This is a genomic window from Roseateles sp., assembly GCF_039929605.1.
Classification (GTDB): Bacteria; Pseudomonadota; Gammaproteobacteria; order Burkholderiales; family Burkholderiaceae_C; genus Pelomonas.
Genome location: NZ_JBDSQX010000076.1, coordinates 52,450 through 67,943, shown reverse-complemented (window position 1 = coordinate 67,943; position 15,494 = coordinate 52,450). Strand labels below are relative to the sequence as shown.

At 66.8% G+C, this 15,494-nt stretch carries 12 protein-coding genes; 10 read left to right on the top strand and 2 right to left on the bottom strand.

Features of this window, described 5'->3' with window-relative positions; all coding sequences use genetic code 11:
• Positions 1-22 precede the first annotated feature (22 nt).
• From prsT to ileS, 8 genes are all read left to right on the top strand, one after another.
• On the top strand, positions 23-2,842 hold the full coding sequence (prsT, locus tag ABIS05_RS10755; protein ID WP_348010916.1) for an XrtA/PEP-CTERM system TPR-repeat protein PrsT: 2,820 nt from the start codon (positions 23-25) through the stop codon (positions 2,840-2,842).
• Positions 2,843-3,011: 169 nt separating this feature from the next.
• Positions 3,012-4,004 carry a PEP-CTERM sorting domain-containing protein gene (locus ABIS05_RS10750; RefSeq protein ID WP_348010915.1) on the top strand — a complete coding sequence of 331 codons (993 nt, stop codon included), beginning with the start codon at positions 3,012-3,014 and terminating at the stop codon, positions 4,002-4,004.
• A 147-nt stretch (positions 4,005-4,151) separates the two neighbouring features.
• Complete coding sequence (locus tag ABIS05_RS10745; protein ID WP_348010914.1) at positions 4,152-5,351, top strand: acyl-CoA dehydrogenase family protein; 1,200 nt, start codon at positions 4,152-4,154, stop codon at positions 5,349-5,351.
• Positions 5,352-5,367: 16 nt separating this feature from the next.
• Positions 5,368-6,495: an acyl-CoA dehydrogenase family protein gene (locus ABIS05_RS10740; protein WP_348010913.1), complete on the top strand. Its 1,128-nt coding sequence runs from the start codon at positions 5,368-5,370 to the stop codon at positions 6,493-6,495.
• Positions 6,496-6,511: 16 nt separating this feature from the next.
• On the top strand, positions 6,512-7,048 hold the full coding sequence (locus tag ABIS05_RS10735) for a DUF3617 domain-containing protein (RefSeq protein ID WP_348010912.1): 537 nt from the start codon (positions 6,512-6,514) through the stop codon (positions 7,046-7,048).
• Positions 7,045-7,764, top strand: coding sequence for a 16S rRNA pseudouridine(516) synthase (locus tag ABIS05_RS10730; RefSeq protein ID WP_348010911.1), 720 nt, complete (start codon positions 7,045-7,047; stop codon positions 7,762-7,764). The genes ABIS05_RS10735 and ABIS05_RS10730 overlap by 4 nt, the downstream gene beginning before the upstream one ends.
• 22 nt (positions 7,765-7,786) lie before the next feature.
• Positions 7,787-8,803 (top strand): bifunctional riboflavin kinase/FAD synthetase, encoded by a 1,017-nt coding sequence (locus tag ABIS05_RS10725; RefSeq protein WP_348010910.1) that lies wholly within the window; start codon positions 7,787-7,789, stop codon positions 8,801-8,803.
• A 73-nt stretch (positions 8,804-8,876) separates the two neighbouring features.
• A complete protein-coding gene (gene ileS, locus ABIS05_RS10720; RefSeq protein ID WP_348010909.1) occupies positions 8,877-11,699 on the top strand; it encodes an isoleucine--tRNA ligase in 2,823 nt (940 codons plus the stop codon).
• A gap of 39 nt (positions 11,700-11,738) precedes the next feature.
• Here the strand turns inward: ileS and ABIS05_RS10715 are convergent, their stop codons facing one another.
• Positions 11,739-12,245 (bottom strand): DUF1269 domain-containing protein, encoded by a 507-nt coding sequence (locus ABIS05_RS10715; protein ID WP_348010908.1) that lies wholly within the window; start codon positions 12,243-12,245, stop codon positions 11,739-11,741.
• 100 nt (positions 12,246-12,345) lie between these two features.
• Between ABIS05_RS10715 and lspA the strand changes: the two genes are divergently transcribed.
• Both lspA and ABIS05_RS10705 read left to right on the top strand, forming a co-directional pair.
• Entirely contained in the window at positions 12,346-12,837 is a 492-nt protein-coding gene (lspA, locus tag ABIS05_RS10710) for a signal peptidase II (protein ID WP_348010907.1), read from the top strand.
• Positions 12,838-12,928: 91 nt separating this feature from the next.
• Entirely contained in the window at positions 12,929-14,434 is a 1,506-nt protein-coding gene (locus ABIS05_RS10705) for an ATP-binding protein (RefSeq protein WP_348010906.1), read from the top strand.
• A gap of 46 nt (positions 14,435-14,480) precedes the next feature.
• On the opposite strand, the gene ABIS05_RS10700 is transcribed toward ABIS05_RS10705, so the two are convergent.
• On the bottom strand, positions 14,481-15,470 hold the full coding sequence (locus ABIS05_RS10700) for a quinone oxidoreductase (protein ID WP_348010905.1): 990 nt from the start codon (positions 15,468-15,470) through the stop codon (positions 14,481-14,483).
• Positions 15,471-15,494: the final 24 nt, after the last annotated feature.

Below are 15,494 nucleotides of genomic sequence, written 5' to 3'. Positions count from 1 at the left end.
CCCATCTCAGCGGCCCGCCTCGATGACCCGTCGTCCACCGTCAAATCGCGCCTCGCTTTCTGGCCTGCTGGCCGCGCTGCTGGTCGTCGCATCTCCGGCCATTCAGGCTCAGGACGCCGCCAAGGCCTCGCGCTTTTATGAAGACGCGCTGCTGCGCTACGAGAAGCGTGACATCCCCGGCACCATCATTCAGCTCAAGAACGCGCTGCAGGCCGACAAAGGCCAGTTGCCGGTCCATGTGCTCCTAGGCTCGGCGCTGCTGGCCGACAGCCAGCCGGCCGCCGCTGAATTCCAGCTCGGAGAGGCAATCCGGCTGGGCGTCAACCGCGCTGAGGTCGCGGTTGTGCTGGCCAGGGCGATGAACGCCCAAGGCAAGCAGCCCCAGATGCTGGAAGACCCGCGCCTGCAGCCCGCCGGGCTCCCTCCCGGCATCCAGCAACAGGTGCTGCTGGAGCGCGCACTCGCGCAGTCAGACCTGGGCGACACCAAGGCAGCGCTGGCCAGCGTGGCGCAAGCGCGTGCCATCAACACTGGCGAGGTGAATGGTTGGCTGGCCGAAGTGCCGCTGCGCGTGCGTAACCGCCAGTTCGCCGAAGCCACCGCCGCCGCAGACCAGGCCCTCAAGCTCGCACCCGACAACGGCGAAGCGCTCTACCAGAAGGCGTCAATTTTCCACGCCAACGGGCAGGTGGCCCAGGCGCTGGCCGGCTACGAACGCGCCATCAAGGCTCAGCCCAAACACTCTGAATCCCACCTCGCCCGCGCCGGCCTTCTGGTCGACCTGAACCGCGACGCCGACGCGCTGGCCGAGGTCGACGCGCTGCAACGCCTCCAGCCCAGCGACCCGCGCGGCTCCTACCTGCGCGCCGTGCTCGCCGAGCGTGCCGGCGACATGGCGACCTCCCGGGCGGCCTTGAAGAAGGTCACCGACCTGCTCGACCCGGTCCCCATCGAATACATCCGCTACCGCGCCCAGTTGTTGATGCTCAACGGCCTAGCCCACTATGGCCTGGGCGAACTGGAGAAGTCCAAGCCTTTCCTGGAACTGGCTTCGCGCCAGCAGCCGGGCAGCCCCCTGATCAAGCTGCTGGCCCAGATCGCGCTGGCTGAGCGCAATGTGAACCGCGCGGTTGAGTTGCTCGACGGCTATGTGAAGTCCCACCCGAACGACGGCCAGGCGTTGCTGATGCTGGCCAATGCCCACATGCGCCTGGGCCGCCATGCGCGTGCCGTCCAGCTCATGCAAGACGCGCTCAAGGCAAAGGACTCCGCCGAATACCGCACTGCGCTCGGCCTGTCCCTGCTGCAATCCGGCCAACCGGCCCTGGCCGAAGACGAGCTCGCCAAGGCCTACAAAGCCGATCCCAGGCAGACCTACGCCGGTCTCGCCCTGGTCACCGTCCATCTGCGTGACAACCAGCCCGCCAAGGCGCTGGCCGTTGCCGAATCCCTCGTCCGCGCCAACCCCAACAACGCCACCGTGCTGATGGTGCAGGCCTACGCCAAGACCCAGGCGCGCGACTACGCCGGTGGTCGAGCCGGCTACGAGAAAGCCTTGAAGCTTGACGCCGGGCAGCTCGAAGCCAAGCTCGGCCTGGCCCGCATTGACGCCCTCACGGGCAATTTCGACGCTGCTGAAAAGCGTTTGAAGGCCGCGCTGAAGGATGACGAACGCAACGTCAACCTGCTTTTCGAACTGGCCCTTGTCAACGAGATGCGAGGCAAGGATGACGAGGCGCTGAAATGGCTGGACAGCGCTGCTGCGGCGAGCGGCCAACGCGAAACTCGAGTCAATTTCGCCCTTGTCGCTTGGCATCTTCGCAAAGGCCAGGCCCCACGCGCGCTCGAAGCGGCCAAGGTGCTGCTGTCCAAGCTGCCTGAGGATGTCGAAGCTTTGCGGGCCTATGCCGCTGCGCAGCTTGCCAACGGCGACGGCGAGGGGACCAGATCCACGCTCGTCAACGCCGCGCGGCGCGCCGCGTTCGACACGCCGCGCCTCGTTGAGATCGCGCGGCAGCAGGTTTTTGCCCAGGACCTGAAGGGCGCCGCCTACACGCTGGACAAGGCGCTCAGCGGCACGCCCAACGATCAGGCTTCGGTGGCCATGCTCTCCAGCGTCGAGCTGGCCCAGGGCAACACCGCCTCAGCTGAACAGCGGGCGCGACAGATCATCGACGCCAACCCGAAATCGCCGCTCGGCTACAACCTGTTGGCAGAAGCCGCGCTGCGCAAGGGCCAGGGCGCCACCGCGCTGGAAGCGCTTCGCAAGGCGCACGAACTCGACAAGTCATCGACAACACTCACGCGCCTGATGCGCGTTCAGGCCGCGCAAGGCGGTCTGAAGTCCGCCAGCGAACTGGGCGAAAGCTGGCTCCGCAGGAGCCCCAATGACGCCAGCGTGCGCAATGCCCTGGCCGAGCTGTTGGTGCAGGCGCGCGACTTCGCCGGTGCCCGCCGCCAGTATGAAGCCCTGCTGAAAACCAGTCCCTCCAACACGGCTGCGCTGAACAACCTCGCCAACGTGCTGATGGAACTCAAGGATCCTGGCGCTACAGACGTCGCCGAACGCGCACTGAAAAACGACACCCGCAATCCGGCGCTGCTCGACACGGCCGGTTGGGCCAATCACCGCGCCGGCAACGCCGAACGCGCGCTGCAACTGCTGCGCGACGCCCGGCTGCGCGCACCGGAAGACCCCGACGTCCGCTATCACCTCGCCGCAGTGCTGGCTCAGGCGGGCCGCAGGGCCGAAGCCCGCGAGGAACTGAATGCTGCGCTGCGCAACGCCGCGACTTTTGCCACGGCGGCGGATGCGAAGCAGTTGCTACTCACCCTCAACTGAGGGATCGAAATGACCCACCAACGCGTCAGCCATCCTTACACTTTGATGCACAACGGCGGGATGGACTTCCTAAGCCGTTGTGCAGTAAGACATTTTTCAGTTGGCATCTGGCTTGCTGATTGTTACGAAGCCGATGCACCACACTGACACCGCACCGAAGGGCATAAAAATGACAATTCGCAATATTCGCTGGAACTTGATGGCACTGGGCGCCTGCGCCGCGCTGATGTCCACCAGCGCTCATGCGGTGTGGACCTTCGACAATTCGCTGGGCACTGTCGGCAACAACACCAATTGCAGCGCGGTGAATACTTCTGGCGCGAACGGCGGCGGCAACACCTGCGCAAGCACGGGCAGCCTGGTGGACAACACGACCGTCAAGCTGAGCGGCGTCTACACGACGAACAACACGACGACGGGCAACGTCAATGGCAACTGGACAGCTGCTGGCCTGACTTTGTACGCCGGCAATGGTCAAGGCATGATTTCTGACGGCAACGCCACGCCCAACCACGCACTCGACAACACCGGCAATACCGAAGGCGTCCTGATGCAGTTCAGCGCCTCCACCGTGCTGACCAGCATTGGCCTGGGCTACACATCCAACGGCCAGTGCAAGAACAACGTCACGAACTCCATCACGACACTGACCAACGATGCCAGCTGCCCGACCGGCACGACGCTGATTCAGAACGGCACGACCCAAGTGGACCTGTCCGTGTTCCGCTGGACCGGTACGGGCACCCCCACCGGATCGCCGACGGCGTTGGTGGGTCAGGCTGCCGGCACGATGGCAGGCTGGGAACTGGTGGGTAACTACGGCACTGCGGCCTACGACATCACCAACCCCTACAACGCCGTCAACGGCTCCGGCAAATCCTCGAGCTGGTGGCTGATCACTGCCTACAACCAAGGTTTCACGCAAACCTCGACTTCGGCGAACACCATCGCCACCGAAAACGTGGGCTCGTTGGACAACGGCGGCGACTATTTCAAGCTGTTCTCAGTCGCGGGCACGAAGTGCGCGAGCACCGTCGGAACGAATGGCGTTTGTGGCGGCACCAGCGTCAAGGTGCCGGAACCCGCCACGCTGGCCCTGACCAGCGTTGCACTGCTTGGCGTGGCCGGCCTGCGCCGCCGCAAGGCCAAGATGGCTGCCTGATCACTGGCTTCCATCTTGTTGAAAGGCACTCTTCGGAGTGCCTTTCTGCTTTTTGAGATCTGCCTCGCTCAACTGTCCCAGGCCGGACAGTGCAGATGCGAACGACCGTGCTAAAAAGTCCGGCATTCACATCACCACACGCGAGACATGGACCTCAACTTCACCGATGCGGAATTGGCCTTCCGCGCCGAGGTGCGCGAATGGGTGCGCACCAACCTGCCGGCCGACATCGCCCACAAGGTTCGCCATGCGCTGCGCCTGAACAAGGACGATCTGCAGCGCTGGGCGAAGATCCTCGGCGCAAAAGGCTGGCACGGCTGGGCTTGGCCCCAGCAGTTCGGTGGGCCGGGCTGGAATGCCGTGCAGCGCCATCTGTTCGAAGAGGAATGTGCGCTGGCCTGTGCGCCGCGCATCGTGCCGTTTGGTCCCGTCATGGTCGCGCCGGTCATCATGGCCTTCGGCACGCCGGAGCAGCAGCAGCGCTTCCTGCCGGGCATCATGAGCGGTGAGGTGTGGTGGAGCCAGGGCTACAGCGAGCCGGGTTCGGGCTCGGACCTGGCCTCGCTGAAGTGCCGTGCAGAACGCCAGGGCGACAAGTACATCGTCAACGGCCAGAAGACCTGGACGACGCTGGGCCAGTACGGCGACTGGATCTTTTGCCTGGTGCGCACCTCCAGCGAAGGCAAGCCGCAGACCGGCATCAGCTTCCTGCTGATCGACATGACGACCCCGGGCGTCAGCGTCAAGCCCATCATCATGCTCGACGGCGAACACGAGGTGAACGAGGTCTGGTTCGACAACGTCGAGGTGCCGGCCGAGAACCTGATCGGCGAGGAGAACAAGGGTTGGACCTACGCCAAGCACCTGCTCTCGCACGAGCGCACCAACATCGCCGACGTGAACCGCGGCAAGCGTGAGCTGGAGCGGCTCAAGCGCATCGCCAAGGCCGAGGGCCTGATGGACGACGCGCGCTTTCGCGACCAGATCGCGCTGTGCGAGGTCGACATCGTCGCGCTTGAAATGATGGTGCTGCGGGTGCTGTCCGGCGAACGCACTGGCAAGCAGCCACTGGACGTCGCCGGTCTCTTGAAGATCCGCGGCAGCGAACTGCAGCAGCGCTACACCGAGCTGATGATGCTGGCCGGCGGCCCGCTGGCCCTGCCCTACGTCCATGAAGCGATGGAGGCGGGCTGGCAGGGCGATCAGTGGCTGGGCGGCACGTGGATAGGCGGTGCATCGCATGCCATCCCGCTGACCGGCAACTATCTGAACGTCCGCAAGACGACGATCTACGGCGGCTCGAACGAAGTGCAACGCAACATCGTCGCGCAGACGGTGCTTGGCTGAGCGGGAGACAAAACAAATGGATTTCGATTTCTCTGAAGACCAGGAAGCCCTGCGCGACGCCGTGCGCCGTTTTATGGAGAAGGACTACACGTTCGAGCGCCGCGTCCGGATCGAGCGAGCCGGTGGCTTCGACCGCGCCGCGTGGGACGGCCTGGCCGGCCTGGGCCTGACCGCGTTGGCCGTGCCGGAAGCCCACGGCGGCCTGGGCTTTGGTGCCGTCGAGGCCATGGTGGTCATGGAAGAACTCGGGCGCGGCCTCGTCATGGAGCCGGTGGCCCAGGGTGCGCTGATCGCGCCCGCGCTGCTGAGCCACGCGCCCGACGAGTTGCAGGCCGCCTGGCTGCCGCGCATAGCCGGTGGTGAGGCGTTGGTGGTTCTGGCCCACCAGGAAGCCAAATCTCGCTACCGGCTGAACCGGGTCGCCACACGTGCCGTCGATGGCAAGCTGACCGGCGTGAAGAGCCTGGTGCCTGCCGGCGATGTGGCTGACGCCTTCATCGTGCCGGCCCGCGTCGCCGGCAGCGACGACGCGCCGCACGGCGTGGCCCTCTATCTCGTCGAGCGGTCGGCGGCCGGCGTGCAGACGCGACCGTATTCGCTCTATGACGGCTCGCGCGCGGCCGAAGTGCACTTCGACGACACGCCCGGCCAGCTCATCGCCGGCGCCGACCAGGGCTTGCTGCTGCTGGAATTGGCGGCCGACATCGGCATTGCCGCGCAAGCCGCTGAAGCCATCGGCGTCATGGAGAAATACCTGGCGTTGACGGTCGAGTACATGAACACGCGCAAGCAGTTCGGGGTCGTGATCGCCAGCTTCCAGGCGCTGAAGCACCGCATCGCCGACGTGAAGATGCAGCTCGAACTGGCCCGCTCGATGAGCTACTTCGCCACGTTGCGCCTGGGTGACGTGCCGGCCACTCGCCGCCGCGCGCTGTCGCAAGCCAAGGTGCAACTCGGCAACGCCATGCGCTTCGTGGGCCAGCAGTGCACGCAGCTGCACGGCGGCATCGGCGTGACGGACGAATACGTCGGCAGCCACTACTTCAAGCGCCTGACCGTCATGGAGATGCAGTGGGGCGACACGATGCATCACGTCGGCGAGGTCAGTGCCCGGATGCAGGACACTGCGGGGGTGTTTGCCTGACCGTGGAGGTCGCCCCATGAAGATACTTGCCCTGCTGCTGGCTGCACTCGCCGGCACGTCTCAGGCCCAGACGATCAAGCCTGGGCTCTGGGAGTTCAAACAGACGCCCCAGCTCGACCCGGCCCGCCAAGCCCAGATGGCGCAGGCGCAGAAGGCCATGGAGAGCATGCCGGCCGAGCAGCGAAAAATGATCGAGCAGATGATGGCGCAGCGCGGCGTCAGCGTGAACATGGCGGGCGGCGTCATCACGCTCAAGACCTGCGTCACCAAGGAGCAGGCCGAGCGCAACCTGGCGCCCATGAGCCAGCAAGGCAACTGCACGCAGGAATCCAAGCGCAGCGGCAGCGTCATCCAGACGCACTTCGTCTGTACCGACCCCGCTTCCGAAGGTGATGCCACCGTCACGCTGCGCGGCAGCGACGGCTTCACGAACGACGTCACCATTCGCCATCAACGCCAGGGCAAGACGGAAACGACCAAGGTCAGTGGCGAAGGCCGCTGGCTTGGCACCGACTGTGGCGCCGTGCAACCCGCAAAGTCCCAGGCCAAGTGAAGCAGAAGCTGTCGCAAATTCTTTTCACCCAGGGTTTCGGAACGCGCCGGTTGTGCGCTGGGTTGGTGTGGCATGGCGGGGTCACCGTCAACGGCGAGGTCGTCGAAGAGCCAGACACGCCGTTCGAGACCGAGGGGCTGAGGTTCACCGTTGACGGCCTGGAATGGCCCGTCGTCGACAAGGCGCTGATCCTGCTGAACAAGCCGGCCGGCTATGAGTGCTCGCAAAAGCCCAAGCACCACCCGAGCGTAATGAGCCTGCTGCCACGGCCGCTGCGCGAGCGCGGCGTGCAGCCCATCGGCCGGCTGGACGAAGACACCACCGGCTTGCTGCTGCTGACCGACGACGGCACGCTGATCCACAAGCTGACCTCACCCAAGCACCACGTGCCCAAGGTCTACGAGGCGCGCTGCAAGCATCCCCTGACGACCGAGATGATCGAGCGCCTGAAGACCGGCGTGGAGCTGCGCGAGACCGAGGACAAGCCCGGCAGCGAGATCACGCGGGCCGAGGGCGCCGAGATCGTCGATGAGACGCTGCTGCGGCTGACGCTCATCGAAGGCAAGTACCACCAGGTCAAGCGCATGGTCGCCGCTGTCGGCAATCGCGTCGAGGCCTTGCACCGGCCGCAGTTCGGTGCGCTGATGCTGCCGGCTGACCTCAAGCCCGGCGAATGGCGCTGGGTCATGAGCCCGGCCGAGGTCTGGGGCCCGTGACGCAGCAAGGACAATGAGCCCGATGCGAGTTTTCAGAGGCTTTCACCACCCCGACATTGCGCCCGCTTGCGCGCTGACCATCGGCAATTTCGACGGCGTGCATCGCGGCCACCAGGCCATGTTGGCGCTGCTGCAGTCCGAGGCCCGCCACCGGGGGCTGCCGACCTGCGTGATGACCTTCGAGCCGCATCCGCGCGACTTCTTTGCCGCCAAGGCCGGCAAGCCGGAATTGGCCCCCGCCCGCATCGCGAATCTGCGCGACAAGTTGGTGGAGCTGGAGCGCTGCGGCGTGGACGAGGTCGTCATCCTGCGTTTTGACGAGGCGCTGGCCTCGCTGCCGGCACAGGACTTCATCCACCAGGTGCTGTGCGAAGGCCTGGGCGCGCGCTACGTGCTCGTCGGCGACGACTTTCGTTTCGGCGCCAAGCGCCAGGGCGACTACGCCACGCTGGACGCCGCCGGCCAGGCACGCGGCTTCGACGTCGCCCGCATGATGAGCTACGAGGTGCACGGCCTGCGCGTCAGCAGCTCAGCCGTGCGCGAGGCGCTGGCGGGCGGCGACATGGCCGCCGCCGCTGCGCTGCTCGGCCGGCCTTATGCCGTCACGGGTCATGTCACGCATGGCCGCAAGCTGGGTCGCCAGTTGGGCGAGACGGCGCCTGGCGCCGCTGACGGCTTTCGCACGCTGAACCTGCGCTTCGCGCATGACAAGCCGGCCGCCAGCGGCATCTTCGCGGTCCTCGTGCACGGCTTGGCGCCCGAGCCGCTGCCGGGCGTCGCCAGCCTCGGCCGCCGGCCCACCATCGAGGACGCCGGCCGCGTGTTGCTGGAGGTGCACTGCCTCCGCTGGCCCCTCGCCCCAGAGGGGGGCTACGGTAAACTCGCCCGCGTGGAACTGCTGCACAAACTTCGCGACGAAGCCAAGTACGACGGGCTGGACGCGCTCACGACCGCCATTGCCGCCGACACCGACGCGGCGCGCGCCTTCCTGGCCACCCACGCCGCACAGCGACGCCAGACCACGCGCGACCGAATTTGAAGCGGCTCCCCGCCGCTCTTCGCTCCGCCCACTTCGCTTTCTGACCGCCAGGCTCGCCGCCTGGCCGCAAGCCATGACCACCCCCGACTACCGTTCCACGCTGAACCTGCCCGACACGCCCTTCCCAATGCGCGGCGACCTGCCCAAGCGCGAGCCGGGCTGGGTCAAGGAATGGGACGAGCAAGGCCTATACAAGCGCCTGCGCGACGCGCGCTGCGGCGCACCCAAGTTCGTGCTGCACGACGGCCCGCCCTACGCCAACGGCCAGATCCACATCGGCCACGCGGCCAACAAGATCCTGAAAGACATGATCGTCAAGGCGCGCCAGCTGGCGGGCTTCGACGCGGCCTACATCCCGGGCTGGGACTGCCACGGCCTGCCCATCGAGAACCAGATCGAGAAGACCTTCGGCCGTGGCCTGCCGCGCGACGAGGTGCAGGCCAAGAGCCGTGCTTACGCGACCGAGCAGATCGACGGCCAGCGCGCGGACTTCAAGCGCCTGGGCGTGCTGGGCGAGTGGGACAACCCGTACAAGACGATGAACTACGCCAACGAGGCCGGCGAGATCCGCGTCTTGAAGCGCATGTTCGAGCGCGGCTTCGTCTACCGTGGCCTGAAGCCCGTCTACTGGTGCTTCGACTGCGGCTCGTCGCTGGCCGAGTTCGAGATCGAATACGCAGACAAGGTGTCGCCTGCCGTTGACGTCGCCTTCCTGAGCGCCGAGCCCGAGAAGCTGGCTGCCGCGTTCAACGTGGCGCCGCTGAGCAAGGACGCCTTCACCGTCATCTGGACGACGACGCCCTGGACCATCCCGGCCAACCAGGCGCTGAACCTCAACCCCGACCTGCCTTACGCACTGGTCGACACGCCCAAAGGGTTCTTCGTCGTGGCCGAGGCGCTGGTGGAGAAGTGCCTGGCGCGCTGGCAACTGGAAGGCAGCGTCGTCGCGACCGTGCCGGGCCGCGCGCTGGAGTTGCTGAAGTTCAAGCACCCTCTGGCTCATGTCGACCCCGGCTACGACCGCGAAAGCCCGGTCTACCTGGCGGACTACGCGACGGCCGAGGACGGCACCGGCGTCGTCCACTCCGCACCTGCCTACGGCCTGGACGACTTCCAGTCCTGCGTCGCCCACGGCCTGGCCTTCGACGACATCCTGAACCCCGTGCAGGGCAACGGCGCCTACGCGGCCGACCTGCCGCTGTTCGGCGGCCAGCACATCTGGAAGGCCAATGCCGTCGTCGCTCAAACACTGCTGGACGCGGGCCGCCTGATGGCCCAAAGCAAGCTGACCCACAGCTACCCGCACTGCTGGCGCCACAAGTCGCCGGTCATCTACCGCGCGGCTGCTCAATGGTTCGTGCGCATGGATGAGGGCGACGGCTTGTTCACTTCGGACAAGGCGCCGAAGTCGCTGCGCGAGACGGCACTGGCCGCCATCGAGGCCACCAGCTTCTACCCCGAGAACGGCCGCGCCCGCCTGCACGACATGATTGCCGGCCGGCCCGACTGGTGCATCTCGCGCCAGCGGTCCTGGGGCGTGCCCCTGCCCATCTTCCTGCACAAGGACACGGGCGAGGCGCACCCGAAGACGCTCGAATTCATCGAGCGCGCGGCGCAGTTGGTCGAGGCCAACGGTATCGAAGCCTGGTCCAAGCTCGACGCCGCCGAATGGCTGGGTGAAGAAGCAGCGCAGTACACCAAGGGCCAGGACATCCTCGACGTCTGGTTCGACTCCGGCTCGACCTTCGAGCACGTGCTCAAGGGCAGCCACAAGGGCGCCGGCCACGACAGCGGCCCCGAGGCCGACCTCTACCTCGAAGGCCACGACCAGCACCGCGGCTGGTTCCACTCGTCGCTGCTGATCGCCTGCGCGCTGTATGGCCGCGCGCCCTACAAGGGCCTGCTGACCCACGGCTTCGTCGTCGACGGCAAGGGCCGCAAGATGAGCAAGTCGGACGGCAACGTCGTCGCGCCGCAGGCCGTATCGGACAAGTACGGCGCCGAGATCCTGCGCCTGTGGACAGCCGCGACCGACTACTCCGGTGACCTCGGCCTGGACGACAAGATCCTCGCCCGCGTCGTCGACAGCTACCGCCGCGTGCGCAACACGCTCCGCTTCCTGCTCGCCAACGTCAGCGATTTCGACCCGACGACGGACGCCGTTGCGCCCGAGCAGTTGCTGGAAGTCGACCGCTACGCCCTCGCCCGCGCGGCCGCGCTGCAGACCGACATCCTGGGCCACTTCGAACGCTACGAGTTCCACCCGGTGGTCTCGAAGCTGCAGGTCTACTGCTCCGAGGACCTCGGCGCCTTCTACCTCGACGTGCTGAAGGACCGCCTCTACACGACGGCGCCCAAGAGCCTGGCACGCCGTTCGGCGCAGACGGCGCTGTGGCAGATCACGCACGCGATGCTGCGCTGGATGGCGCCCTTCCTCAGCTTCACGGCTGAAGAAGCGTGGCAGTTGTTCGGCAAGGGCGAGAGCATCTTCACCGAGACGTATTGGAACTTCGGCAAGACCGATGCTGGCTTGCTGGCCAAGTGGCAGCGCATCCACGAGATCCGCGACGAGGTCAACAAAGCCATCGAGGCGGTGCGCGTCACGGGCGCGGTCGGCGCATCGCTGCAGGCCGAGCTGGTGCTCAAGGTGAACGAGCAGGACCAGATGCTGCTCGCCAGCCTGGGCGACGACCTGCGCTTCGTCTTCATCACATCCGCGGTCAAGCTGGTGTCGGCCGCAGAACTCGGCGTCACCGTCACGCCCAGCCCCAACGCCAAGTGCGAGCGCTGCTGGCACTACCGCGCGGACGTCGGCAGCATCGCGGCCCACCCGACGCTGTGCGGTCGTTGCGACAGCAACCTGCACGGCGCCGGCGAGACCCGCACCGTCGCCTGACCTTGCCCGCGTTCAGCGCGGCAAGACCGGGCGAGGGGTTCAAGGAAACGCGGGGACGTTGGGCTCCAAGCCCTCGAAGTGCGCTTCGGGGTGGGTGCGTTCGAGTAAGCGCTCGATCTCGCCCACCCGCGTGCGCGGCACGTCGACGATGAGCAGGTACTGCCCCTCGCTGATGGCCTGCTCGAAACGCCTCAGCCGCCGGCTCGGCGTGGAGCTGCCGATCATGCTGGACGACCAAGTGCCCAGCATCGCGCCCACCGCAGCAATGCCGATGACGATGGCTGCGGGCGAGGTCGGGTCGAACGCGAACGCCGCCGCCACGCCACCCGCAGCGCCCAGCCCCGAGCCGATCAGCGCGCCGCTCTGGGCCGCCTCGACGAGGTCCGAGGTCTGCAGCACATTGGCCGCATGCAGGCCGTCCATGGACGCGCCCTCATTGGCAACGAAATGGATGTGGTGCTCGGTGATGCGGGCGAGCAGCAACTCGTCCATCGTTTGCCGCGCACTGCCCAGGTCGGGCAGCAGCCAGTAGATGCGCTTTCGCATGGTGGTCCTCCAGGGGAAGGGAGAATTCCACTTCTACGCCCGTTCCCGCGCGCCCACAAGCCCCGGGTACATTGGCGCCCCCGCCTGATCGTCCAAGCACATGCCCTCCCGCTCCTCCGCTACCCCCGGCCTCGCCCAATGGCTGCTCATCGCCGCATTGATCATCGTGGCCGACCAGCTCACCAAGATCCTTGTCATCGGCAGCTTCCAGCTGGGTGACGTGCGCCCGGTCACCGGCTTCTTCGACCTCGTGCGCGCCCACAACTACGGCGCGGCGTTCAGCTTCCTGCACACGGCGTCCGGCTGGCAGCGCTGGTTCTTCATGGGCTTAGGCACGGTCGCTGCCGTCTTCATCGTCTGGATGCTGCGCCGCCACGGCCAGCAGAAGCTGTTCGCCTGGGCGCTGACGCTCATCCTCGGTGGCGCCATCGGCAACGTCATCGACCGCGCCATCCATGGCTACGTCGTCGACTTCCTCCAGGTCCACGCTGGCGGCTGGTTCTTCCCCGCTTTCAACGTGGCCGACAGCGCCATCTCCATCGGCGCCGTGCTGCTGGTACTGGACGAACTGCGCCGCGTACGCCGGGGCTGAATCGCCTGGTGACCGAGGGAAAGCGCGTGCATTCGTTCACGCGGGAAGATGTGACGAAAGGTGACAATTACCGACCTCCTTCCGGTCACTCATGCTCCTCGACTTCGCCAGCCTCAGCCACTACGACTGGCTCGACGTCCCTCTCTGGGTCTTCGATCCCGACCAGCAGCGCAACCTCTGGGCCAATGCGGCCGCCCTGCGCTTCTGGCATGCCGACAGCGCCGAGGAGTTCCTTTCGCGCGACTTCTCCGAACACGGCGACGCCGTGCAGGAGCGCCTGGCCGTCACGGCGGCCGACCACGCCCAGGGCAAGATCGTCCGTGAGCTGTGGACCCTCTACCCCAAGGGCGAGCCCACCTCAGTGATGCTGGTGTCGCGCGGCATGCGCACGCCGGACCGCCGCCAGGTCATGCTGTTCGCGGCCGATTCCCTCGGCGGCGGGGCCGACCTGTCCATGCTGCGCGGCGTCGAGGCGCTGCAGCACACCTCCGCGCGCGTTGCCGTCTTCACGCTGGAAGGCGGCGAGCTGCTGATGCGCAACCCCGCCGCCGCGCTGACCTTTGGCGACACCCCGCCGCCGGTCGGTGGCAGCGAGTTCACCCGCCTGTTTGCCCATTGGCACGATGCCGCCGGCATCCTCTCCCGCGTGCAGCGCGGCGAGACCTGCCGCCAGGACGTCGAGTTGCAGACGCTGACCGGCCCCTGCTGGCATGCACTGGACGCGCGGCCCATGCGCGACCCGATCACCGGCGATACCGTCATGCTGCTCAATGCACGCGACATCGCCGACCTCAAGGCCAGCCAGGCCGCGCTCGTCGCCGCCCGCGAAGCCGCTGAGGCGGCCAGCCAGGCCAAGAGCTCCTTCCTGGCCAACATGAGCCACGAGATCCGCACACCGATGAACGGCGTGCTGGGCCTGACCGAGCTGGTGCTGCAGACCGATCTGACCGAACGCCAGCGCCGCTTCATCGGCCTGGCCCACCAGTCCGCCAAGGGCTTGATGACCATCATCAACGACGTGCTGGACGTGGCCAAGATCGAAGCCGGCCGCATCGTCATGGACGAGCAACCCTTCAGCCTGCACAACTGCCTCGGAGAAGCCGTGCAGCCGCTGCTGCTGCAGGCCCACGACAAGGGCATACAGCTGCATGCCCTCGTTCAGCCCGGCGTGCCGGCCGAGCTGGTGGGCGACGCGCTGCGGCTGCGCCAGGTGCTCATCAACCTGATCGGCAACGCACTGAAGTTCACCGAGCAAGGCGAAGTACGCGTCGAGATCGCCTGCGCAGACGCCCTGGCCGACGATGGCCCCGAGCACCTGCGCCTGCGCATCGCCGTGACCGACACCGGCATCGGCATGACGCGCGACCAGATCGGCCAGATCTTCGACCCCTTCACGCAGGCCGACGGCAGCATCACGCGCCGCTACGGCGGCACCGGCCTGGGCCTGACCATCGTGCAACGGCTCGTGGACCTGATGGGGGGCAAGGTGCGCGTAGAGAGCGCGCCGGGCCTGGGCTCCAGCTTCAGCTTCGAGATTGCGGTGGGGCGGGTGGTGCAACGGCTGGCGGAACCGCTGCCCGAAGCTCGCGCGGCCTAGCGAAACCACGCGAACGAGGCCGGCTTAGCGCCGGCTCTTCCTTTTTTCAGGGCAGCAACACCGCGCTGCCCGTCAGTTGGCGCGCTTCCAGGTCACGGTGTGCCTGGGTCACGTCGCCCAGCGCGTAGCTCTTGTCGATGTGCAGCCGGACCTGCCCGCTTTCCACCACGGCGAAGAGCTCGTCCCCCATCGCCTGGGTGCTTTCCAGCGTGGCGGTGTGGGTGAACAGCGTTGGTCGCGTCACATAGAGCGAACCCTTGGCCGCCAGCGTGCCCACAGCGAACGGCGGCACCGGGCCGGAGGCGCCGCCGAAGCTGGCCAGCAGCCCAAACGGCGCGAGGCTGTTCAGCGAACCCTCCCAGGTGTCGGCACCCACGGAGTCGTAAACCACTTTCACGCCGCGGCCGCCGGTGATCTCACGTACCTTGGTCGCGAAGTCCGTGTCGCGGCGGTAGTTGATGGCGTGCGTTGCGCCGTTCTCCAGCGCCAGGGCGCACTTCTCGTCGCTGCCCGCGGTGCCGATGAGCTGCAGGCCCAGCGCTCTGGCCCATTGGCAGGCGATCAGGCCGACACCGCCCGCCGCCGCGTGGAAGAGCACGTGATCGCCTGGCTGCAGCCCGCCCTGCGGCAACGTCTTGCGCAGCAGGTACTGCACCGTCAGGCCCTTGAGCATCATGGCCGCCGCCGTCTCGAAGGCGATGCCGTCGGGCAGCTTCAGCACGCCCTTGGCAGGCAGGACACGCGCCGTCGCATAGGCGCCGGGCGGCCCGCTGGCGTAGGCGGCGCGATCGCCCGCCTGCAGGTGCGTGACGCCCTCGCCCACCGCCTCGACGACGCCCGCGCCCTCCATGCCCAGGTGGGCCGGCAGCGGCAGCGGATAGGTGCCGTTGCGGTGGTAGACGTCGATGTAGTTCAGCCCGCAGGCCTCGTGGCGGATGCGGATCTCGCCGGGGCCAGGCGCGCCCACGTCCACGTCCACCAGCTTCATGCTCTCCGGTCCGCCGGGGGTCTCGATGACGATGGCCTTTTCACTCATGAGGCAGCTCCGATTTGTAAGGTC